This is a genomic window from Leeia sp. (assembly GCF_041909055.1).
GTDB classification, from domain to species: Bacteria; Pseudomonadota; Gammaproteobacteria; order Burkholderiales; family Leeiaceae; genus Leeia; species Leeia aquatica.
The window spans coordinates 86,032-107,192 of record NZ_JAYREC010000005.1; the positions used below are offsets into that span (position 1 = coordinate 86,032).

Genomic DNA, 21,161 nt, shown 5'->3' on the forward strand with positions numbered 1-21,161 from the left:
AGTACTGAAAAAGCGAATCCGATAAACGGCTGGATTGTACCAGACTTGATGCCGATTGACAAAACCGGTCACTGTCGCCTGATAAAAAAGGCCGGGCAGCGCGCTACCCGGCCAATGTGCACGTAAGGTGACACAGGGAATCAGTCGATACGTTGCTCGGTCTTGGGATCGAACAGTACCGCCTTGCTCAGATCAACGCCGAGGCGAATGGTTTCACCCGGCAATTTGGCATCCCGCGGATGCACGCGGCACACCACTTCCTTGTGGTTCAGCTCGACAAACACCAGGGTATCCGGACCGGTCGGCTCAATGATGTCGACCTTGCAGTCGTAACCTTCGCTGTTGGCGGTGAGTTGCTCCGGGCGAATGCCCAGCACCACGTCCTTGCCTACCCAGGCTTCCAGGCCCTTCTTCTCCGGCAGCGGGAACACCCAGTGTTGCTCACCGTGCTGAATCTCCACGCCGAGCCCACCCTCGCGGGCCACCAGCTTGGTCGGGATGAAGTTCATCGACGGCGAGCCAATGAAGCCTGCCACGAACATATTGGCCGGGTTGTCGTAGATTTCCTGTGGGCTGCCGAACTGCTGGATCACGCCATCGCGCATCACGGCAATACGATCACCCAGCGTCATGGCCTCAATCTGGTCGTGCGTCACGTACACCACTGTGGTCTTGGTACGCTGATGCAGCAGCTTGATTTCGGTCCGCATCTCCACGCGCAGCTTGGCGTCAAGGTTGGACAGCGGCTCGTCAAACAGGAACAGCCCCGGGTTGCGCGCCAGCGCGCGCCCCATCGCCACCCGCTGGCGCTGGCCACCGGACAGCTGCCCCGGCTTGCGGTCCAGCAGGTGCTCAATCTGCAGCATCTTGGCCACGCGGGCCAAGGTCTTGGTCTGCTCGTCTTTCGGCACGTTACGCATTTCCATGCCGAAGGTGATGTTCTGCCGCACATTCATGTTGGGATAGAGCGCATAGCTCTGGAACACCATGGCGATATCGCGATCCTTCGGTGGTACATCGTTCACCACCCGGTCACCGATCACGATGTCGCCGCTGGTGACGTTCTCCAGACCCGCAATCAGGTTCATCAGGGTGGACTTGCCACACCCGGAAGGCCCGACCAGGATCAGGAACTGCCCCGGCTCGATCTCGATATTGATGCCCTTGAGGATGTCGGTCCCGCCGAAGCTCTTTTTGACATTCTTGATTTTCAATGCACGCATGTTCGCATTCCTTTGCGGGGCACGCCCCGTCAGCCCTTGACGGCGCCGGCGGTGAGGCCGCGCACGAAGTATTTGCCCGCGATGAGGTACACCAGCATGGTGGGCAGACCGGCAATGATGGCCGCCGCCATGTCCACGTTGTATTCCTTCACCCCAGTGGAAGTATTCACCAGATTGTTGAGGCCCACCGTAATCGGTTTGCTGTCTGCTCCGGAGAACACCACGCCAAACAGGAAGTCGTTCCAGATATTGGTGAACTGCCAGATCAGCGTCACCATGAAGATCGGGGTGGACAGCGGCAAGATGATGCGCCAGAAGATGCGGAAGAATCCTGCGCCATCCAGCGTCGCGGCCTTCACCAGCTCATCCGGAATCGAGATGTAGTAGTTGCGGAAGAACAGCGTAGTCGACGCAATCCCCATCAGCACGTGCACCGTCACCAGTCCCCAGATCGACTCGGTCAGCCCCAGCCAGCCCAGCGTCTGCGACATCGGCAGCAGCACCACCTGCAGCGGCATGAACACGCCAAACAGCATCAGCGAGAAGATCAGGTCCGACCCCTTGAAACGCCACTTGGTCAGCACATAGCCATTGATGGCCCCCAGCAGGGTGGAGGTCAGCACAGCCGGCACCACCATCATCACCGAATTAAGGAAGTAGGGCTTGAGGCCACTGCATTCAATACCGGTACAGGCACCCGACCACGCCTTGAGCCAGGCGGTAAAGTCCAGCGCACTGGGTAAGGCCAGCAGGCCGCCGTTACGGATGTCATCCATCGACTTCAGCGAGGTGGACAGCATCACATACATCGGCATCAGGTAGAACAGCGCGGCCAGCAGCAGCACTGCATAAATCACGAAGCGTCCGCTCTTAGCCATTTTTCTTGTAACCCCGCAGCTCCGAATACAGATAAGGCACCACGATGGCCGCCAGCATAGCCAGCATCATGGTGGAACTGGCCGCCCCCATACCCAGCTTGCCGCGCTCGAACGCCATGGTGTACATGAACGAGGCCGGCATGTCGGTGGAGTAGCCCGGCCCGCGATTGGTCAGGGCAATCACCAGGTCAAAGCTCTTGATCGCCAGATGCGCCAGAATCATGATGGTGCTGAAGAACACCGGGCGCAGCGACGGGATGATGATGCGCCAGTAGATACGCGGCAGCGATGCACCATCCACCTGGGCCGCCTTGATGATGGAATCGTCAATCCCGCGCAAACCGGCAAGGAACAACGCCATCACAAAACCCGAGGACTGCCACACCCCGGCGATCACCACCGTGTAGATGGCGTAATCCGGGTTGACCAGCCAGTCGAAGGTAAAGTTGGGAAAGCCCCAGGACTGCACCAGATGCTCCAGTCCGAACTCCGGGTTCAGCATCCACTTCCAGGCGGTACCGGTCACGATGAAGGACAGCGCCATCGGGTACAGATAGATACTGCGCAGCGCCCCTTCCAGACGGATCTTCTGATCCAGCAGGATCGCCAGAAACAGGCCTAGCACCGTGCCCACCAGGATGAACAAGCCGCCGAAAATACCCAGGTTCTTGACCGCCACCCACCAGCGGTCGTTCTCCCACAGTGCCTCATAGTGCACCGTGCCCGCCCAGTCATAGTTGGGCAGCATGCGGGATTCCGAGAACGACAGGTAGCCGTTCCACAGGATGAAGCCATAAATGAAGATCAGCGACAGCACAAAGGATGGCGCAACCACCATCTTCGGCAACCACTGGTCCAGTCGGCGCGTGCCGACAACGGATGATTGATCAGACATGACAATACCTTTGCTCGTCAGGCAAGCCTGTATGCATTGACTATACAACACCCCGTGCAGGACGCACGGTCAGGGCATTGGAAAGTGAAAAGGGGCACGCAGCATGACGCTGGTGCCCCTTTTCACGCCGGGCCTGGGCCCGGCGTCAAGGCTTGCGTCAGACTGGTAACGCTTACTTGGCTTGTGCTGCAGCGGCGATCTTGGCCATGGCATCTTTGGCGCTCATGCCGTTGGTGTTCCAGTAATTGGACACAGCATCCTTGATGGCGCCTGCAGCAGCCGGGGAAACAGCCATACCGTGGGCGATGGACGGTTGCAGACCGCCATTCTTGGCCGTGGCCAGGAAGTCCTTGTTGGACTGCTGGGCGCAGCTGTCAAACTTGTCCATCTTGGAGTCAGTACGTACCGGGATGGAACCCTTGTTCAGGTTGAACACTTCCTGGAATTCCGGGCTCAGGATGGCAGCAGCCAGATCGCCTTGTGCCTTGGCATTGTTGGCATCCTTCTGCTTGAACATCACGAAGCTGTCCACGTTGAAGGTGTAGGCATTGGCGGAACCCGGAGTCGCTGCGCAGACGAAGTCGGTGCCTGGTGCCTTGCCAGCAGCAACGAATTCACCCTTGGCCCAGTCACCCATGATTTGCATGCCGGCCTTGCCCTGGATCACCATGGCAGTAGCCAGGTTCCAGTCACGACCCGGAGCGCCCTTGTCCACATAGCTCTGGATCTTCTTGAACACGGTCAGCGCTTTTTCCATGGTCGGCGACTTCAGCGCCTTCTGGTCCAGCTTCACCAGCGCATCGTTGTAGAACTTGGCACCACCGACACCCAGCACCACCGCTTCAAAGGTGGTGAAGTCTTGCCAGTCCTGGCCACCGTGTGCGACCGGGATAATGCCTGCAGCCTTGAACTTGTCGGCCAGCACGAAGAATTCGTCCCAGTTGGCCGGAGCCTTGCCGCCCACCTTGTCCAGCGCGGCCTTGTTGACCCACAGCCAGTTCACGCGGTGCACGTTCACCGGGGCAGCCACGTAAGCGCCCTTGTATTTCATCTGCTGGGACACGACAGACGGCAGCACCTTGTCCCAGTTGTTGGCCTTGGCCACGGCAGAGATGTCTGCCACGCCGCCTTCAGCCGCCCATTCCTGGATGGCCGGGCCCTTGATCTGTGCAGCTGCAGGCGGGTTGCCCGACACCACGCGCGACTTCAGCACGGTCATGGCATTGTCACCAGCACCACCAGCCACCGCGAAATCTTTCCAGGTGTGGCCCTTGGCCTGCATCATTTTCTTCAGTTCAGCCACCGATTTGGCCTCACCACCGGAGGTCCACCAGTGCAGCACTTCCACTTCACCAGCCACCGCTGCACCAGCAGCACTCACTACACCAGCTACGGTCAGGGCTTTGAGCAGGGTTTTCAGTTTCAGCGACACGTCTCTTCTCCTTACAGGAACAATTTATAGGTGACAGACAAATTGGTGTTGCTGCCTGTTACAGCACGCCAATTGCTGCTCACTATAGACAGCTACCTTACAGAAGTAAATAGTTTTTGTAAGTTTTGAGTAAGTTTTTTAAGAGAGTTAAGTAAGCGAATGCGCGCCACGGTGACAGCATGCTGTCAGCCCCGCACCTGAGGCGGCTTTCCGTGCATAGGCGAACAGGTTTACTTGCGGGCAATCACCAGCAAGCCGCTGACAATCAAGCCAGCGCCCAGCAGCATGCGTACGCTGATCTGCTCCCGCAACACGAGCCAAGCCAGCAGCATGGCCACCACGACACTGCCCTTGTCGATCAAGGCCACGGTAGCCACATCACCGGCCTTCAGTGCCTTGTAATAAAACACCCAGGAAATGGCAGTGGTCACACCTGATAAGCCCAGCCACAGCAGATTACGCCCATGCAAGGTCTGCAAGCTGGACAGCGGCACCGCTTGCGCGGCAAACAGCAGAATGAAGATGGCGACAAACAGCGTACGCACGGTCAAGCCCAGCTCCGCCGAGATGCCCTGTAACCCTTGCTTGGCGACCACAGAAGTAAAGCCCGCAAACAACATGGATACCACGGCATAGCCCACCCAGCGTTCCATGTTCACCCTCCTTCCATTGCACAGCATCACAGGTGTTTGGACTTACCGACCGGGTACTAGACCAGGCATGACCATTGCAGCCATCCCACATACACGCCAGCAATCAGTCCGCCTCCAGCGGGAAACGGACCTGCACCCGCAAGCCGTGCGGCACCACATCCTGCAGCAGCACTTCGGCGGCATGACGGCGGGCGATTTCCTGTACGATGGCCAAGCCCAGCCCGCAGCCATTGCCCGTTTGCACACCTCGATAGAAACGCTCGAACACGCGCTCCTTGTCCGCTTCAGCGATACCCGGCCCGTCATCCTCTACTTCGACCACGGCCAGGTCGCCCTCCCGACGCAAACGGACGGTCACCGTACCGTTTTGCCCAACATAGCGGTTGGCATTGTCGATCAGGTTTAGCAGCAACTCCCGCAACAGCGCACTATTGCCCGCAATGTGCACCGCCTCCGTCCCGACCTCGCAACCCAGATCCACCCCGGCCTGCAAGGCACGGGGTACAGCCTCGGCGGTCACTTCCCGTAACAGCTTGCCCAGCTCCACCGGAGCCCGCAGCAAGGCATGCTCTTGCTCGGGCTCTGCCCGGGCCAGCGTCAACAGCTGGTTGACCAGGTGAATACTGCGAGTTGCACTGGTATGCACCCGCTGCAAGCGCTCGCGCAGCTGGGCTGGATCAGTTTCCTGCATGGCCAGTTCAGTCTGTGATTTCAGCCCTGCCAGCGGGGTGCGCAGCTGATGTGCAGCATCCCCGATAAAGCGGCGCTGCACACTGATACTATGGTTGACGGCCCCGAGCAGGGCATTCAGCGCCTCGGCCAGCGAGCGCACTTCGTCCGGCGCGCTGTGCAATTCGATCGGTGCCAGATCTTGCGGGTTGCGATTCTCGACCTGACGACGCAAACGCCGCAAAGGGTTAAGGCCACGGCTGATCCCGCTCCACACCAGCACACTGGTCAGGCCCATCAGGATGGACAGTGGCACCACGGTGGCGTACAGAATCTCGCGCGCCAACTCTTCGCGCGCCACCACCCCCTTGGCCACCTGCACCAGCAGCAACTGCGGCTGTTTGACCGAGCCATAGTTGAGGTACAACGCCGCCACACGGACAGTCAGGCTGCCCAGTTTGCCATCGTAAAAGAAGGGATCATTCAGGTGCACGCTCTGGCGTGACGGCACCGGTGGCAAATTGCGGTTGCCCAGGATAAAACGGCCCGGTGGGGTGCTGACCATGTAGTACACCCGGTCATCCGGGTCTTCTTCCAGAATCTGCTGTGCCGCCTTGGGGAAATCAATATAGAGGCCGCCGCCCAGTGGCTGCACCTGACGGGCCAAGGCTTTACTGGATTGCCACAGGCTGCGGTCAATCGCGATATTGGCGTAGCGCAAGGCCACGTTGTAACTGACCCAGGCCCCCGCCACCCACAGCACCAGCTGAGGTAGCAGCAACCAGATCAGCAGCAGCCGTCGCAAGGACAGCTTCCTGGGCCCCAGATTGGCTTTGGCCCAGCGCTGGGTCACGCTTCGCTGCCCTGCTGTTCCAGCAGATAACCCAAGCCGCGTATGGTGCGGATACCAACATGGCAGGGTTCCAGTTTCTTGCGCAGTCGGTGGATATAAACCTCAATGGCGTTCAGCCCCACCTCGCTCGGCTCTTCGGTCAAGCCTTCCGCGATCTGTTCCTTGGTCACCACCCGGTCACGCCGGGAGATCAGGATATCCAGCACCGCCAGCTCGCGAGCCGACAGATCCAGCGGCGTACCCGCGTACCAGGCGCGTTGCGCAGCGCGGTCCAGCATCAGTTCGCCAAACTGCTGAGCAGAAGGCGGCAGAATATGGCTGCGACGCATCAAGGCGCGCAAGCGGGCTTCCAGCTCGGGGAACTCGAAGGGTTTGGCCAGATAATCATCCGCACCCGCGTCCAGCCCGGCCACCCGGTTGTCCAGCCCGTCCAGCGCGGTGAGCAGCAGAATGGGCAGCGAGGGCTTGAGCATGCGCACCCGCCGCAGCAGGGTGAGTCCATCCAGCGAGGGCAGGCCAATATCCAGAATGGCGAGGTCAAACTCTCCATTCAGCAAGCGCCGCTCAGCCACCGCGCCATCGGTCTCCCACTCCACCGTAAAGCCATGCTTGCCCAGACCGGTGCACAGCGCGTCCGCCAGGATGGTGTCGTCTTCTGCAAGAAACAGGCGCATGCCGCTCTGCCCGGTCAGGTTTTGGGCAAGGTGACACCCACCTGCCCTTGATATTTGCCACCGCGGTCGCGATAGGAGGTTTCGCAGACATCATCGGCATCCGCTTCGAAGAACAGCACCTGCGCGCAACCTTCATTGGCATAAATCTTGGCAGGCAGCGGCGTGGTGTTGGAGAACTCCAGCGTCACATAGCCTTCCCACTCCGGCTCAAACGGGGTGACGTTGACGATGATGCCGCAGCGGGCGTAGGTGGACTTGCCCAGGCAAATGGTCAGCACTTCGCGCGGGATGCGGAAATACTCTACCGTGCGCGCCAAGGCAAAGGAATTCGGCGGGATGATGCAGACGTCACCCTGAAAATCGACAAAGTTGTTGTGGTCGAAATCCTTGGGGTCCACGATGGTGCTGTTGATATTGGTGAAAATTTTGAATTCATTGGCGCAACGTATGTCATAGCCATAACTGGAGGTGCCATATGACACCACACGCTGTCCGTGAACTTCTTTCACCTGGCCCGGCTCAAAGGGCTCGATCATGCCGTGTTGCTCGGCCATGCGGCGTATCCACTTGTCGGACTTGATGGACATCTGCTCCCCTTTCAATCTACTGCACGGCTTGCAGCAATGGTCTATTGTAACGTTGAACCGGCATGCTGCGCCAATGCCCCACACCGGACCCTGAAATGACAATGACAACAGGACTGAGCATCATGGACCCCGCCGCACCCGACCCTGCGCCGACTGAGCCGTCCTCATCCACAGCACCGGTCAAGCTCAAACGTTGGCAACGTTTCTGGGACATGCTGGGTGGGCCGGCAGGCTGGGTGCTGGCCTTCCTCAATGCGGTGCTGGTGGGCTGCGCACTGTGCTACTGGCGACTACTGGATGACAACACCACGGTGGACGATGCCATTCGCGCAGGTATCCTGGGCGGCAGTCTGCTGCTGCTGCCCCTGCTCGCCAGCTGGCCCATCCCGGCATTACGTCCCGGCATCCGCTGGCTGGGCCTGTGCGGTTATGTGCTGTTGCTTGCCGCACTGATTGCCTTGCTCACCGCCAGCGGCATGCTGCTGCAGCTGCTGGTACAAGTCCTGCACGTTTATTGAGCAGGCGCTACGCCATTAACTCTGCTGGATGACGATCTTCGGGAATTTGGCGCTGAAATCCTGCTGCATGTCGCCCACCCGCACCGCCACCCGGCGGGCAATCTGCCGGTAGATCTCCGCGATTTGCCCATCAGGCTCGGCCACCACCGTCGGCGAGCCCGCATCCGTGCTGCGACGAATGCCCAGGTCCAGCGGCAGTTGGCCCAGCAGTTCAACCTTGTAGTCCTGTCCCATGCGCGCCCCGCCCCCTTCGCCAAAGATCGGCTCAGCATGCCCGCAGTTGGAGCAAATGTGCATGCTCATGTTTTCCACGATGCCGAGAATGGGCACATTCACTTTCTCGAACATCTTCAAGCCCTTGCGGGCATCGATCAGCGCAATGTCCTGTGGTGTGGTCACGATCACGGCACCGGTCAGCGGCACCTTCTGCGCCAGCGTCAGCTGGATATCGCCGGTACCGGGTGGCAGGTCCACTACCAGATAGTCCAGGTTGTCCCACTGCGTTTCGTTGATCAATTGCAGCAGCGCCTGGGTGACCATCGGCCCGCGCCAGACCATCGGCTGCTCCGGGTCGATCAGAAAACCGATGGACATGATCTGCAGACCATGGCTTTGCACCGGCGTCATGTGCTTGCCATCGGGTGACTCGGGGCGAACGCTTTCCACCCCCAGCATGGTCGGCTGGCTGGGGCCATAGATATCCGCATCCAGCATGCCCACACGCGCACCTTCCGCGGCCAGCGCCAGTGCCAGATTCACAGCGGTTGTCGATTTGCCGACGCCACCCTTGCCACTGGCCACCGCAATCACATTCTTCACGCCCGGAATATGCGGCACACCCCGCTGCGCGGCATGCGCCACAATCTCGCTGCGGATCTGTACCTGCACAGAAGCGGCACCGGTCGCGGCCTGCACCGCCTGACGGATCTGCTCGGCAAATTGCGGGAAAAAGCGCTGCCCGGGGTAGGGCATGGCCAGCTCGAGCTGCACCGTATTGCCGTCCAGGTGCAGGCGTTTGACGGCTTTGCTGCTGATCAGGTCCTTTCCAGTATTGGGGTCGATGTGCTGTTGCAGTACCTCGCGTACTGCCTGTTCGCTGAATGCCATGATGCGCTTTCGTGCCGAAGTGTGCGCCCGGCAGAACAGTGCCGGGTCCATGCGTGATGTGCAGATTGTACCAAAGCCCACCGCCAGCGGCAGCCGGGAATTGCCGACAGCCGCGCAGTGATGGTTTAGAATGCCAAGTTATTGTTCCCATTACCAGCTGAAGCCCTAACATGACCACGCCTCCTTTTGCCAAACGCCAGATTCTGGTCACCAGCGCCCTGCCCTATGCCAACGGCCCAATCCACCTCGGCCACATGCTGGAGCAAATCCAGACCGACATCTGGGTGCGATTTCAGAAAATGCGCGGGCATGAGTGCTACTACATCTGTGCGGACGACACCCACGGTGCGCCCATCATGCTGCGCGCCGAAAAGGAAGGCATCACGCCTGAAGCACTGGTAGCGCGCTCACTGGTAGAGCACCGGCAAGATTCGGCGGGCTTCCTGATCCAGCACGATAATTACTACAGCACGCACTCGGATGAAAACCGCAGCTACGCCGAAATCATCTACGCGGCGCTGAAAGCCAATGACAAGATTGCGGTACGCACCATCAACCAGCTGTTCGACCCGGAAAAGGAAATGTTCCTGCCGGACCGCTACGTCAAAGGCGAATGCCCGAAGTGTGGCGCCAAGGACCAGTATGGGGACGCCTGCGAAGTCTGCGGCACCACCTACGCCGCCACCGAACTGAAGAACCCCTACTCGGCGGTATCTGGTGCCACACCGGTACTGCGTGAATCCGAGCATTACTTCTTCCGTCTGACCGAGTGCAGCGACATGCTGCGTGACTGGACCCGTGGTGAAACCACGCTGGCGGATGGTCGTGTGCAACCACACTTGCAGCCGGAATCGCTGAACAAGATGAATGAGTGGATCGAGGGGGGCCTGTCCGACTGGGACATCAGCCGTGATGCGCCCTACTTCGGTTTCCCGATTCCGGGCACCGACGGCAAGAAATTCTTCTACGTCTGGCTGGATGCGCCAATTGGCTACATGGCTTCGTTTCGCAACCTGTGCGACCGCATCGGGCTGGATTTCAACACCTTCTTCGGCAAGGACAGTAAAGCGGAGCTGTATCACTTTATCGGCAAGGACATCCTCTACTTCCACGCCCTGTTCTGGCCCGCCATGCTGCACTTCAGTGGCTTTCGCAAGCCGACCGGGGTGTTCGCACACGGGTTTGTCACGGTCGACGGTGCCAAGATGTCCAAGTCGCGCGGTACCTTCATCAACGCAGGGGCTTACCTCAAGCACCTGAGCCCGGAATACCTGCGCTATTACTTTGCCGCCAAACTGAACAACCGCATCGAAGACATCGACCTGAATCTGGAAGACTTCGTGGCGCGGGTGAACAGTGATCTGGTCGGCAAGTTTGTCAACATTGCCAGCCGCAGCGCCGGTTTCATCAGCAAGCGCTTTGCCGGCAAGCTGGCCAGCCAACTGGACGACACCCGCTTGCTGGAAAAACTGCAGGCCGCCAGCGAAGAAATCGCAGCCCACTACGAAGCGCGCGATTACGCCAAAGCCCTGCGCGACATTATGGCGCTGACCGACTTGGCCAACCAGTACGTGGACGAGATGAAACCGTGGGAGCTGGCCAAGCAGGAAGGGGCAGATCACCAGCTGCAACAGGTCTGCAGCGTGGCGCTCAACCTGTTCCGCCTGCTCACCCTCTACCTGAAGCCGGTGCTGCCCGCGCTGACCGAAAAGGTGGAGGGCTTCCTCTGCATCAGCCCGCTGACCTGGCAGGATGCAGGCAACCTGCTACTGGACCATACCATCCAGCCTTACCAGCACCTGATGACCCGTATCGACAAGAAACAGGTAGACGCCATGATTGAAGACAACAAGCTGGCGCTGGCGGCGGCCGCCGAGCCAGCAGCGGCTGAACCGGCTGCCAGCGCGGTTGAGCCGATTGCCGACACTGTCGGCATTGACGATTTCAGCAAGGTCGACTTGCGCATTGCCCGTATCGTGAATGCTGAACATGTGGAAGGCGCAGCCAAGCTGCTCAAGCTGACGCTGGACATCGGTAGCGAAACCCGTACCGTGTTCTCCGGCATCAAGGCCCATTACGACCCGGCCAGCCTGATCGGCAAACACACGGTGATGATCGCCAATCTGGCACCACGCAAGATGAAGTTTGGCCTGTCGGAAGGCATGGTCCTGGCCGCCAGCGGCACCAGTGATGACAGCGGCGTGTTCCTGCTGGAACCGCATGAGGGCGCCCTGCCCGGCATGCGCATCCGCTAATCCTGCTCGATTAGAGTTTTGGCGTGGCTTTCTGCAGAAAGCCACGCAGGCGCTCCAGCCAGATCGCCAGCTGAATATCCTGCGCGGGAACCGGTCGATCCAGTACATAGCCCTGTATCTTGGACACCCCGATGTCCTTCAGCCGCTGCAAGACCGCCACATCCTCCACTCCCTCCGCCACCAGATCCAGCCCCAGGGTCTCCGCCAAGCGCACAATGGTGCGGATGATGGCTTCACTCTGGGGTTTGTTCAGCACATCCAGCACAAACGAGCGGTCGATCTTCAGCGCATCAAAGTGAAAACGGTGCAAATAGCTGAGCGAGGAGAAGCCGGTGCCAAAATCATCGAGCACCACCTTGATACCATTGGCCCGCAAGCGATCCAGGGTACGAGCCGCCAGGTCCGGGTCGGCCAGCAAGGCACTTTCGGTCAGCTCCAGCTGGATCCGTTCAGGAGGTACGTGATAACGGTGCAACAAGGCCATCACCTCATCCACCAGCTCACTGCGGGACATGCTATAGCTGGAGCAATTAACATGCACCGGCGGACAGTCGCGGGCCTCGTGACTGGCTAACCAGCGGCATACCTGCTCCAGCATGTACAAGTCGATACGCCCAATCAGGCGAGACCCTTCGGCCTCCAGCAAGAAGGCAGCGGGCGACAAAATGTTGTCAGGCCCCCTGCGCCAGCGGATCAACGCCTCCAGCGCCACTACCTGACCATTGTCCAGATCAGCGATCGGCTGATAGTACGGGATCAGCTGGCTGGTTTCCTTCAGCGCCCGCCGCAAGGCGGTCTCGGTTTCCACCTGCCCGCTGACCTTGCGCCGTAGCATGCGGCTGAACAGCACATAGCCATCACGCCCGTTGGCCTTGGCCTGATACATGGCAATATCGGCATCACGCAGCAAGTCACTGGCCGTCTGTCGATGCTGCACATCTGTGGTCACAATGCCGATACTACAGCTGGTGAAGACCGATTGCCCCATCAAGGTAAACGGGCGGTCAAACATCTCTACAATACGCTGCGCCAGTTTTTCTGCCGCCTTGGCCGGCGCATCCGGAGCCAGTACGGCGAATTCATCCCCTCCGAGCCGGGCCAGCAGATCCTCTGTGCGCAAACACTCACGCAGCCGCTGCGCGGCGGCGATGAGGAGCTGGTCGCCCGCCAGATGCCCCATGCTGTCGTTGATGACCTTGAAACGATCCAGATCAATGAACATCACGGCAAAGCGTGCCTTGCTGGCCAGCGACTGCTCAATCCGGCTCAACAGGTGACTGCGATTGGGCAGGCCGGTCAGAGTGTCGTGCAGATTGTCATAGCGCAGCCGGGCATTGACCTCGTCCAGCTCCTGCGTACGCTGCTGCACCCGGTTCTCCAGTTCCTGATAGGCCGAGTCCAGTGCCGCTGCAGCCTGACGTCTTGTCACCGCATTGGCGATATGGGCCGAGACGAAACTGAGCAGCTCCATATCGCGCGGTACATAGCAGTGCCGCGCGTCGTAGCTTTGCACGGCAAGCACCCCACATACCTGGTCACCATCCAGCAACGGTGCTCCCAGCCAGGACTGGGGTTCCTGCTCATCGAGGCGCCGCGACTTCACGGCACCTTGCTCCCGCAGGGTCATAATATCTGCCTGCGACAGCAGGATGGGCGATCCTCGCTCAATCACGCACTCAGTCAGCCCATTACCGGGGTGCCGATCTGCGGGCACCGGGTTGTCCCCGTCCACATAGTAGGGAAAACTGATCAGATCGGTTTCGCGGTCATACAAGGCCACATAGCAGTTGTCAGCATGCAGCAACTGTTGCAGCGCCTTGTGCAGCTCCGCATAGAAGTCATCCAGTCTGCCACGACGGCTGGAGATCTCGGCGATGGTCAGCAGCACGGACTGCAAATGCTCGGCGCGCTGACGCTCTTCCACTTCCAGCTGCAATTGCTGGTTCAATGATGACAACTCCACCGTCCGCGCCGCCACCTGCTCCTCCAGATTGGCGCGGTGCAGAATGCGATCCAGACCGAGCCCGATATGCTGAGCCACCGCCAAAAAGAGTGCCCGGTCTTCCGAGCTGAGTACCTGTTCGGGTAAATAGGACTGGGTCACCACGGCACCGAATACGGTACCTTCACCATCATGCACCGGCACACCCAGCCAGTACTCCGGGGGCTGGCCAATACAGCGCAGCTCACCGGCTTGCAAAGCACGGTTCAGCTCCGCGCGCGTCAAGGACAGCACCTGCCCGCGTGACAGTACCGCCCCGGTCAGTGACACCACCTCGCCGTCGATGGATTCCCATTCATCGGGCGCCGGAATGTGGTCAACATCGACCAGATCCGCATAGTAGGGAAAGCGAATGCGTTTGTGATCGTTGTCACACAGGCTGACGAAAAAGTTCTCCACATACATCAGCTCACGAATGATCTGGTGTGTCTGCTGCAGGAAGCGGCCAGGTTCACGCTCACTGCTGGAGAGGTGGGCGATCTGAAACAAGGCACGCTGGGTACGTCGTGTGCGCCGCAACTGCTCGCGCTGCAGCAGGTCGCCCAGGCGCAGGGCCACCATCTGCATGACACCATCGCCGCTTTCCACACCCGGCACCACCAGATAACCAAGCGGTTGCTCCGCCCAGCCGGTGGTCCAGCGCCCGGCATGTCGCTGCCCGCACACCTCGGCAAGCTCGCGCAGGGACAAGCTTTCCGGCCACTGCGCCGGCTCCGCCACAGCCTGACGCTGCAACCAGAAATCGCCGCAGACATACCAAGCCCAACCTTGCTCTGGTAGCACGGTTTGCAGCAGGTGCAATACTTGCTCTGCCCGGGTCAGCCGCCAGAGTTTCTCCAGCCATGCCGGGCTGTTCCATTGGCTATCCAGTTTGCGCCCCCTTGCTGTTCAGTGCATGCGCTTTATTACACCTTAGTCCAACAAGAGACAGTCATCAATGCAAGCGACGGCTGCGGTATAATGCGCGGGTAGCAACCACCAGACAAATGTGAGGAGTCTATGGGATTTCTGGCCAACAAGCGCATCCTGATTACCGGTCTGCTGTCCAACCGGTCGATCGCCTACGGGATTGCCCAAGCCATGCACCGTGAAGGCGCAGAACTCGCGTTTACGTATGTGAACGATGATCTGAAAGACCGTGTAGCCGAAATGGCCGCCGAGTTCGGCAGCAACATCCTGCTCCGCTGCGATGTGAGCAGTGATGAGGAAATTGATGCCCTGTTCGCTGGCCTGAAGCAGCACTGGGACACACTGGATGGCTTTGTCCACTCCATCGGCTTTGCGCCACGTGAAGCCCTGTCCGGTGACTACCTGGATTCGGTCAATCGCGAAGCATTCCGCATTGCCCACGATATCAGTTCCTACAGCTTTGCCGCCATGGCCAAAGCCGCCCGCCCGATGCTGGCCCCGAATTCGGCCCTGCTCACCCTCACCTATCTGGGGGCAGAACGGGTGATGCCGAACTACAATGTGATGGGCCTGGCCAAGGCAAGTCTGGAAGCCAATGTCCGCTACATGGCTACCAGCCTGGGTGCGGAAGGTCACCGGGTGAATGCGGTTTCTGCCGGTCCGATCCGCACGCTGGCCGCCAGCGGTATTTCCAACTTCCGCTCGCTGCTGAAGATTGCCGAAACCCGCTCCCCGCTCAAGCGCAATGTGACCATTGAAGAGGTGGGCAATGTGGTCGCCTTCATGATGAGTGATCTGGCCAGCGGCATTACCGGTGAAGTCACCTATGTGGATGCGGGCTTCAACGTTACCGCCGGGGTGCTGGACGAAGCTTGAACGCGTTACTTGCCCCATGAAAAAAGGCACCTTCGGGTGCCTTTTTTCATGGGAGTGGTGCTGGGCTTACTGCGCTTGTTGCAGCAGCTTGCTGTGCACTTCCACCTTCATCTCGCCTTGCAGCCACTTCTGGTATCCCAGCATTTCCTGCATGCCCATCGCCTGCGCCATCTGCAAGCGGATCAGCTTGCGCAGCTCAGGCGTCAGCGCCGCCGGGGCTTCCACCTTGCTGATACGCACCAGCCCTGAGCCCCCCTTGGGCAGATCAAGCACCACATAGGCCGGCAGCTTCTGGACCCCAGCAGCAAATACCGCCTTGAGGCTGGCTTCATTCAGCGGGCCTGGATTGGCACGACTGACCTTCTCAGCTGTGGACCAGTTGCCTGCAGGCTCCTGCCCGGCTTGGGCGGCCTTCAATCGCGATTCAGCCTCTGCACGCGCCAGCTTGGTCGCTTGCTGTTGCGTCAGCAGGCTACGGATCACCGGCGTCACTTCTGCCAGCGTCTTGGTACGGGCTGCCTCGCGCGCCACAATGCGAGCGGCGAAGTAACGATTGGTCCCCAGCGGCACCATGGCGGTGTTATAGCCTTTGAGCACATCCTGCTGGAACACGGCATCACGCACTTCAGCCGTGTTCAGCTCCGCATTCAGCGCCAGCTTGCGGTCCATCCAGTCACTTTGCCGTACTTGCAGGCCAAACTTGTCCGCCACCGGTTTCAGGCTCTTGCCCTGTTCCGTCAGCATATTGTCAAACGCGGTGGTGTCACGCGCCACCAGCTTGGCGGCTTCTTGCTGTTTCAGCTTCAGCTCGATCTGTGGCCGTGCAGCCTCCAGCCCCGTCGGCTTGATCTCCGTCACCTGCAGGATGTGGTAGCCAAAGCGGGACTCCACCACTTCACTGATACCGTTGAGCGGCAAGCTGAACGCGGCCTTGTCGAGCGCAGCCTCACCCAGCTCTCCTTGCTTGAGCACACCCAGGTCGCCGCCATTCTCTGAAGAACTGCTGTCCTGTGACTGCACTTTGGCCACTGCAGCAAAATCCTGTGGCGCCTTCTTCAGTTCTGCCAGCAGCGCTTCCGCATGCGCCTTGACCTTGGCCTTGTCTTCCGGCTTGGCATCTGCTGGCGCAGTCAGCATGATATGGCTGATGCGGCGTTGCGCCAGATCGTACAGTTTGGGATTCGCCTTGTACTCCGCTTCAACGGCACCCGCTGCCAGCTGGACCTTGGGCAGCTGGGAGTCGGCATCCAGAATCACGTACTCCAGCTTGACCCGCTCTGCCACTGCATACTGCGCCAGATGCGTATCGTAATATTGCTTGATCGCTTTATCATCGAGCTTGACTGCAGCAGTGTAGTCCGTTGCCGGAATGGGCAGCAGGGCTATCTCGCGTTGTTGCCCACGCATTTGCCAATAGGCATCCACCTGGGCATTGCTGACCAGAGAGGACCCGGCCAGCGGCCCCAGGACGTTACGGATCGCCAGCTTCTCGCGCTGCTCCGCTTCAAATGACGCTTCTGTGTAGCCCCTGGGGCCATTCAGCAGTTGCTGGTAGCGTGCAAAATCAAACTTGCCCTTGACCTGGAACTCCGGCATCGCCTGGATCGTCTGCTGCACCACCGAGTCTGTCACTGCCAGCTGCAGGCGGCTAGCCTGACGCGCCAGCATCTTTTCCTGAATCATTTGCTGTAAAACGGCCTGCCGTTGCGCAGCATCGGCGTTACCCTGCAGCCGTCGAGCCAAGTCACGGATATCAATGCCATGCCCGTCCACCTCGGCCACCGTGGTGCTGCCAGGGCTATTCACATAGCCAGCCCCCAAGCCAATCACCATGGCGACAGTAACCGCGCCCAGTACGATCTTGATGGCGGTGCGATTGTTCTCTACGAAATCAAACATCGGCGAATCCTGCGACAGGCCTGCCACTGCAGCAGGCAAGGGTTTGCAAAGCGGCTGAGCTTAACAGAAATCAGGACAATGAAAAAGGGCAAGCTTGCGCTTGCCCTTTTTCATTACTGCTGGCGGAGCGGACGGGGCTCGAACCCGCGACCCCCGGCGTGACAGGCCGGTATTCTGACCAACTGAACTACCGCTCCAAACTGTTGGATCTGCAGATTTCCCTGCACATCCGGCGTCTTGCGACACCAAATTCGTGGTGGGCGATACTGGGATCGAACCAGTGACCCCTGCCGTGTGAAGGCAGTGCTCTACCCCTGAGCTAACCGCCCGAACCTGGGTGGCGATTCCGATTTCAAGCTTGTTTGGCGGAGCGGACGGGGCTCGAACCCGCGACCCCCGGCGTGACAGGCCGGTATTCTGACCAACTGAACTACCGCTCCGCAGTCAGGCTTGAATCGAAAAGAGCGCGCATTTTAGCGAGGCATTTTGTGTTTGTCTACCACTTTTTCAAACACATTTTTACATCAAAAATCCGCCTCACTGCGCTTTCTTGATGGTGGGTGCTGACGGGGTCGAACCGCCGACCGCCTCCTTGTAAGGGAGATGCTCTACCAACTGAGCTAAGCACCCGACTCGTGATTGCTGCACCGCAGCGCTGCAATCACGAAAGACAATCAGTTTACAGCATCTTTCAGAGATTTACCAGCCCTGAATTTAGGAGATTTTGCAGCCTTGATGTTGATCGGCTTGCCGGTACGCGGATTACGGCCGCTGCGCGCAGCACGTTCGCCCACGTAGAAGGTACCAAAGCCCACCAGGGTCACCATGTCGCCACGTGCCAGCGAGTTCTTCACGGCAACCAGAGCGGCATCCAGAGCACGGCCAGCAGCCGCCTTGGAAATTTCTGCCGTCGCTGCGATTTCATCGATCAGTTCGGATTTGTTCACTTCCATCCCCTTCCAGTTTGGGTTTAAAGACGTTACCAGCACAAGCTTTATAGCAAGCCCCAAATTGGCATGTCAAGCATAGAACCCAGCAAACATGCGGCTTGGCGGCAAATTTGTGTGTTGAAACAGCCCAAACGGGCTGAAATACCACAATCTCAGCCGAAATCAGACGTCATAAAACAAAAGACCGACACATCGTTGTGTCGGTCTTTTGTTTGGGTGCGCGGCGCTTTAATGCTTGAGTGGCGCCGCAGCGGTACTGTCCGTCGCACTGCCCGGTAGGGCCTCGGCTACCGGCTTGTCTGCCTCCGGCAACGGCTCAGGCTGGCGTTCCAGCGCCAACTCCAACACTTGATCGATCCATTTCACCGGATGAATGGTCAGCTTGTGCTTGATGTTGTCCGGAATGTCGACCAGGTCCTTCACGTTTTCCTGCGGGATCAACACATTCTTGATGCCGCCGCGATGGGCTGCCAGCAGCTTCTCTTTCAGGCCACCAATGGCCAGCACCTCGCCACGCAGCGTGATTTCACCGGTCATCGCCACGTCGCAGCGCACCGGAATGCCGGTCAGCGAGCTGACCATGGCGGTGGTGATGGCGATACCCGCCGAAGGACCGTCCTTCGGCGTCGCCCCTTCCGGCAAGTGAATGTGCACATCCTGCTTCTGGTAAAACTCTGGATCGATCCCCAGTCGCTGGGCGCGGCTGCGCACCACCGTACGTGCCGCCTGGATCGACTCCTGCATCACGTCACCCAGCTGCCCGGTCTGGATCATGTTGCCCTTACCGGCCATCACTGCACTTTCCACCGTCAGCAGTTCCCCACCGACCTCGGTCCATGCCAGTCCGGTCACTTGCCCCACCTGATTGGTCTGCTCGGCAATGCCGTAGCTGTAGCGGCGCACCCCTAGGTATTTGTCCAGGTTGCGCGCAGTAACACTGGCCTTGCCATCCTTCGGCTTCATGACACGAGCCTTGACCACCTTGCGCGCCACCTTGCCGATCTCGCGCTCCAGTCCACGTACCCCGGCTTCCCGGGTGTAGTAGCGCACGATATCGCGTACTGCGCTCTCGGCAATGCTGCACTCCTCGGCCTTGAGACCATTGGCTTCCAGCTGCTTCGGAACCAGATAGTTCAGCGCAATATTGACCTTCTCGTCCTCGGTGTAACCGGCCAGACGGATGATTTCCATCCGGTCCAGCAAAGGACCAGGGATGTTCAGCGAGTTGGCGGTGGCCACAAACATCACATCAGACAGGTCGTATTCTACTTCAGCATAATGGTCCACAAAGGTGCTGTTCTGCTCCGGGTCCAGCACTTCGAGCAAGGCACTCGACGGATCACCGCGGAAATCCTGACCCAGCTTGTCCACCTCATCGAGCAGGAACAAGGGGTTCTTCACCGCCACCTTGGTCATGTTCTGCAGGATTTTGCCGGGCATCGAGCCAATGTAGGTACGGCGGTGACCACGAATCTCGGCCTCATCGCGCACCCCGCCCAGGCTCATGCGCACAAACTTGCGGCCAGTGGCCTTGGCGATGCTTTGCCCCAGCGAAGTCTTGCCCACACCCGGCGGCCCGACCAGACACAGAATCGGTGCCTTGACACGGTCCACCCGCTGCTGCACCGCGAGATACTCAATGATGCGTTCCTTGACCCGGTCCAGACCATAGTGATCGGCATCCAGCACATTTTCTGCCGCCGCCAGGTCCTTGCTGATCTTGGTCTTCTTCTTCCACGGCAGATTGGTCAGCGTCTCGATATAGTTGCGCACCACCGAAGCCTCTGCCGACATCGGCGACATCAGCTTGAGCTTCTTCAGCTCGCTTTCTGCCTTTTCGCGGGCATCCTTCGGCATGTGAGCGGCCTTGATGCGACGCTCCAGCTCATCCAGATCGCCGTCCTCATCACCCTCACCCAGCTCTTTCTGGATGGCCTTGACCTGTTCGTTCAGGTAATACTCGCGCTGGCTTTTCTCCATCTGCCGCTTCACGCGGCCACGGATGCGCTTCTCGACCTGCAGGATGTCGATTTCCGATTCCATCAAGCTGAGCAAATGCTCCAGCCGACGCCCCACCTCGAACATCTCCAGAATGTCCTGCTTCTGTTCCAGCTTGAGCGGCAAGTGCGCGGCCACGGTATCGGCCAGACGGCCTGCACTTTCAATACCCGCCAGCGAGGTCAGCACTTCCGGCGGGATTTTTTTGTTCAGCTTCACATACTGGTCACACTGGGCCAGCATGGCACGGCGCATGGCTTCCAGCTCAGGCGCATCACCCGATGGCGTCTCCACCGGAATGGCCTGTGCCGAGAAGTAGCCTTCCTGATCGGAAACCGCCGCCACTTGCGCGCGCTCGCTGCCTTCCACCAGCACCTTGACGGTACCATCCGGCAGTTTCAGCATTTGCAGGATGGTGGCCACAGTACCAATATCGTACAGGTCCTCGGCGGACGGCTCATCTTTGGCAGCTGATTTTTGTGCCAGCAGCAGAATGGTTTTATCGCCCTCCATCGCGGCTTCCAATGCCTTGATGGATTTGGCCCGCCCCACGAACAAGGGGATCACCATGTGGGGGAAGACCACCACATCGCGCAGCGGGAGCAAAGGCAGGTGCAGGGTTTTATCCTGCTGGAGTGTAGCTTCGGTCATTGCAGACTCGCTTCAGGGACATTACTCAAGCAGATGGCAGCGAAACGCCGGAATTCAAGGGGCAAAATGCAGGGAATTCACCCTCGCCCATGCTACCCGCTCCACCCACAAAACAAAACAGCCAGTGTGTCA

At 59.4% G+C, this 21,161-nt stretch carries 16 protein-coding genes and 4 tRNA genes; 3 read left to right on the plus strand and 17 right to left on the minus strand.

Going from position 1 to position 21,161, the window contains the following annotated elements; genetic code table 11:
- Nucleotides 1–140 precede the first annotated feature (140 nt).
- From ACE3O2_RS13295 to dcd, 8 genes are all read right to left on the minus strand, one after another.
- On the minus strand, nucleotides 141–1,223 hold the full coding sequence (locus tag ACE3O2_RS13295) for an ABC transporter ATP-binding protein (protein WP_374338249.1): 1,083 nt from the start codon (nucleotides 1,221–1,223) through the stop codon (nucleotides 141–143).
- A gap of 29 nt (nucleotides 1,224–1,252) precedes the next feature.
- Nucleotides 1,253–2,101, minus strand: a complete 849-nt coding sequence (locus ACE3O2_RS13300; RefSeq protein ID WP_168877484.1) for a carbohydrate ABC transporter permease — start codon at nucleotides 2,099–2,101, stop codon at nucleotides 1,253–1,255.
- Nucleotides 2,094–2,996, minus strand: a complete 903-nt coding sequence (locus ACE3O2_RS13305; protein ID WP_168877485.1) for a carbohydrate ABC transporter permease — start codon at nucleotides 2,994–2,996, stop codon at nucleotides 2,094–2,096. Before ACE3O2_RS13305 ends, ACE3O2_RS13300 begins: the two co-directional genes overlap by 8 nt.
- Nucleotides 2,997–3,168: 172 nt before the next feature.
- A complete protein-coding gene (locus ACE3O2_RS13310; RefSeq protein WP_374338252.1) occupies nucleotides 3,169–4,428 on the minus strand; it encodes an ABC transporter substrate-binding protein in 1,260 nt (419 codons plus the stop codon).
- A gap of 230 nt (nucleotides 4,429–4,658) precedes the next feature.
- On the minus strand, nucleotides 4,659–5,081 hold the full coding sequence (locus ACE3O2_RS13315) for an EamA family transporter (protein WP_374338254.1): 423 nt from the start codon (nucleotides 5,079–5,081) through the stop codon (nucleotides 4,659–4,661).
- A 103-nt stretch (nucleotides 5,082–5,184) separates the two neighbouring features.
- Nucleotides 5,185–6,603, minus strand: a complete 1,419-nt coding sequence (locus ACE3O2_RS13320; protein WP_374338256.1) for a sensor histidine kinase — start codon at nucleotides 6,601–6,603, stop codon at nucleotides 5,185–5,187.
- Nucleotides 6,600–7,277 (minus strand): response regulator transcription factor, encoded by a 678-nt coding sequence (locus ACE3O2_RS13325; protein ID WP_168877488.1) that lies wholly within the window; start codon nucleotides 7,275–7,277, stop codon nucleotides 6,600–6,602. Before ACE3O2_RS13325 ends, ACE3O2_RS13320 begins: the two co-directional genes overlap by 4 nt.
- A gap of 14 nt (nucleotides 7,278–7,291) precedes the next feature.
- On the minus strand, nucleotides 7,292–7,864 hold the full coding sequence (dcd, locus tag ACE3O2_RS13330; protein ID WP_168877489.1) for a dCTP deaminase: 573 nt from the start codon (nucleotides 7,862–7,864) through the stop codon (nucleotides 7,292–7,294).
- A gap of 122 nt (nucleotides 7,865–7,986) precedes the next feature.
- On the opposite strand from dcd, the gene ACE3O2_RS13335 reads away from it, so the two are divergent.
- On the plus strand, nucleotides 7,987–8,382 hold the full coding sequence (locus tag ACE3O2_RS13335) for a hypothetical protein (protein ID WP_374338259.1): 396 nt from the start codon (nucleotides 7,987–7,989) through the stop codon (nucleotides 8,380–8,382).
- Nucleotides 8,383–8,397: 15 nt separating this feature from the next.
- Here ACE3O2_RS13335 and apbC read toward each other — a convergent pair whose 3' ends face one another.
- Entirely contained in the window at nucleotides 8,398–9,489 is a 1,092-nt protein-coding gene (apbC, locus tag ACE3O2_RS13340) for an iron-sulfur cluster carrier protein ApbC (protein ID WP_374338261.1), read from the minus strand.
- Between the two features lie 170 nt (nucleotides 9,490–9,659).
- Here apbC and metG point away from each other — a divergent pair, with 170 nt between their 5' ends.
- Entirely contained in the window at nucleotides 9,660–11,744 is a 2,085-nt protein-coding gene (metG, locus tag ACE3O2_RS13345; RefSeq protein WP_374338263.1) for a methionine--tRNA ligase, read from the plus strand.
- A gap of 10 nt (nucleotides 11,745–11,754) precedes the next feature.
- On the opposite strand, the gene ACE3O2_RS13350 is transcribed toward metG, so the two are convergent.
- Nucleotides 11,755–14,547 (minus strand): putative bifunctional diguanylate cyclase/phosphodiesterase, encoded by a 2,793-nt coding sequence (locus ACE3O2_RS13350; protein ID WP_374338265.1) that lies wholly within the window; start codon nucleotides 14,545–14,547, stop codon nucleotides 11,755–11,757.
- 198 nt (nucleotides 14,548–14,745) lie between these two features.
- On the opposite strand from ACE3O2_RS13350, the gene fabI reads away from it, so the two are divergent.
- Nucleotides 14,746–15,531: an enoyl-ACP reductase FabI gene (gene fabI / locus ACE3O2_RS13355; protein ID WP_168877494.1), complete on the plus strand. Its 786-nt coding sequence runs from the start codon at nucleotides 14,746–14,748 to the stop codon at nucleotides 15,529–15,531.
- 66 nt (nucleotides 15,532–15,597) lie between these two features.
- On the opposite strand, the gene ACE3O2_RS13360 is transcribed toward fabI, so the two are convergent.
- The 7 genes from ACE3O2_RS13360 to lon form a co-directional block, all read right to left on the minus strand.
- Complete coding sequence (locus tag ACE3O2_RS13360; RefSeq protein WP_374338267.1) at nucleotides 15,598–17,430, minus strand: SurA N-terminal domain-containing protein; 1,833 nt, start codon at nucleotides 17,428–17,430, stop codon at nucleotides 15,598–15,600.
- 120 nt (nucleotides 17,431–17,550) lie between these two features.
- Nucleotides 17,551–17,627, minus strand: a tRNA-Asp gene (locus ACE3O2_RS13365).
- Nucleotides 17,628–17,684: 57 nt separating this feature from the next.
- Nucleotides 17,685–17,759: transfer RNA gene (locus ACE3O2_RS13370), tRNA-Val, on the minus strand.
- 34 nt (nucleotides 17,760–17,793) lie between these two features.
- Nucleotides 17,794–17,870, minus strand: a tRNA-Asp gene (locus ACE3O2_RS13375).
- 114 nt (nucleotides 17,871–17,984) lie between these two features.
- A tRNA-Val gene (locus ACE3O2_RS13380) sits at nucleotides 17,985–18,060 on the minus strand.
- A gap of 44 nt (nucleotides 18,061–18,104) precedes the next feature.
- Complete coding sequence (locus ACE3O2_RS13385; protein ID WP_168877668.1) at nucleotides 18,105–18,377, minus strand: HU family DNA-binding protein; 273 nt, start codon at nucleotides 18,375–18,377, stop codon at nucleotides 18,105–18,107.
- Between the two features lie 231 nt (nucleotides 18,378–18,608).
- Complete coding sequence (gene lon, locus ACE3O2_RS13390) at nucleotides 18,609–21,029, minus strand: endopeptidase La (protein ID WP_374338269.1); 2,421 nt, start codon at nucleotides 21,027–21,029, stop codon at nucleotides 18,609–18,611.
- Between the last annotated feature and the right edge of the window lie 132 nt (nucleotides 21,030–21,161).

Excerpts from the sequence above, each read along its gene's own strand:
- ACE3O2_RS13295 (WP_374338249.1), bottom strand. The coding sequence starts at position 1,223 with ATGCGTGCATTGAAAATCAAGAATGTCAAAAAGAGCTTCGGCGGGACC.
- ACE3O2_RS13300 (WP_168877484.1), bottom strand. The coding sequence starts at position 2,101 with ATGGCTAAGAGCGGACGCTTCGTGATTTATGCAGTGCTGCTGCTGGCC.
- ACE3O2_RS13305 (WP_168877485.1), bottom strand. The coding sequence starts at position 2,996 with ATGTCTGATCAATCATCCGTTGTCGGCACGCGCCGACTGGACCAGTGG.
- ACE3O2_RS13315 (WP_374338254.1), bottom strand. The coding sequence starts at position 5,081 with ATGGAACGCTGGGTGGGCTATGCCGTGGTATCCATGTTGTTTGCGGGC.
- ACE3O2_RS13325 (WP_168877488.1), bottom strand. The coding sequence starts at position 7,277 with ATGCGCCTGTTTCTTGCAGAAGACGACACCATCCTGGCGGACGCGCTG.
- dcd (WP_168877489.1), bottom strand. The coding sequence starts at position 7,864 with ATGTCCATCAAGTCCGACAAGTGGATACGCCGCATGGCCGAGCAACAC.
- ACE3O2_RS13335 (WP_374338259.1), top strand. The coding sequence starts at position 7,987 with ATGGACCCCGCCGCACCCGACCCTGCGCCGACTGAGCCGTCCTCATCC.
- apbC (WP_374338261.1), bottom strand. The coding sequence starts at position 9,489 with ATGGCATTCAGCGAACAGGCAGTACGCGAGGTACTGCAACAGCACATC.
- metG (WP_374338263.1), top strand. The coding sequence starts at position 9,660 with ATGACCACGCCTCCTTTTGCCAAACGCCAGATTCTGGTCACCAGCGCC.
- fabI (WP_168877494.1), top strand. The coding sequence starts at position 14,746 with ATGGGATTTCTGGCCAACAAGCGCATCCTGATTACCGGTCTGCTGTCC.
- ACE3O2_RS13360 (WP_374338267.1), bottom strand. The coding sequence starts at position 17,430 with ATGTTTGATTTCGTAGAGAACAATCGCACCGCCATCAAGATCGTACTG.
- lon (WP_374338269.1), bottom strand. The coding sequence starts at position 21,029 with ATGACCGAAGCTACACTCCAGCAGGATAAAACCCTGCACCTGCCTTTG.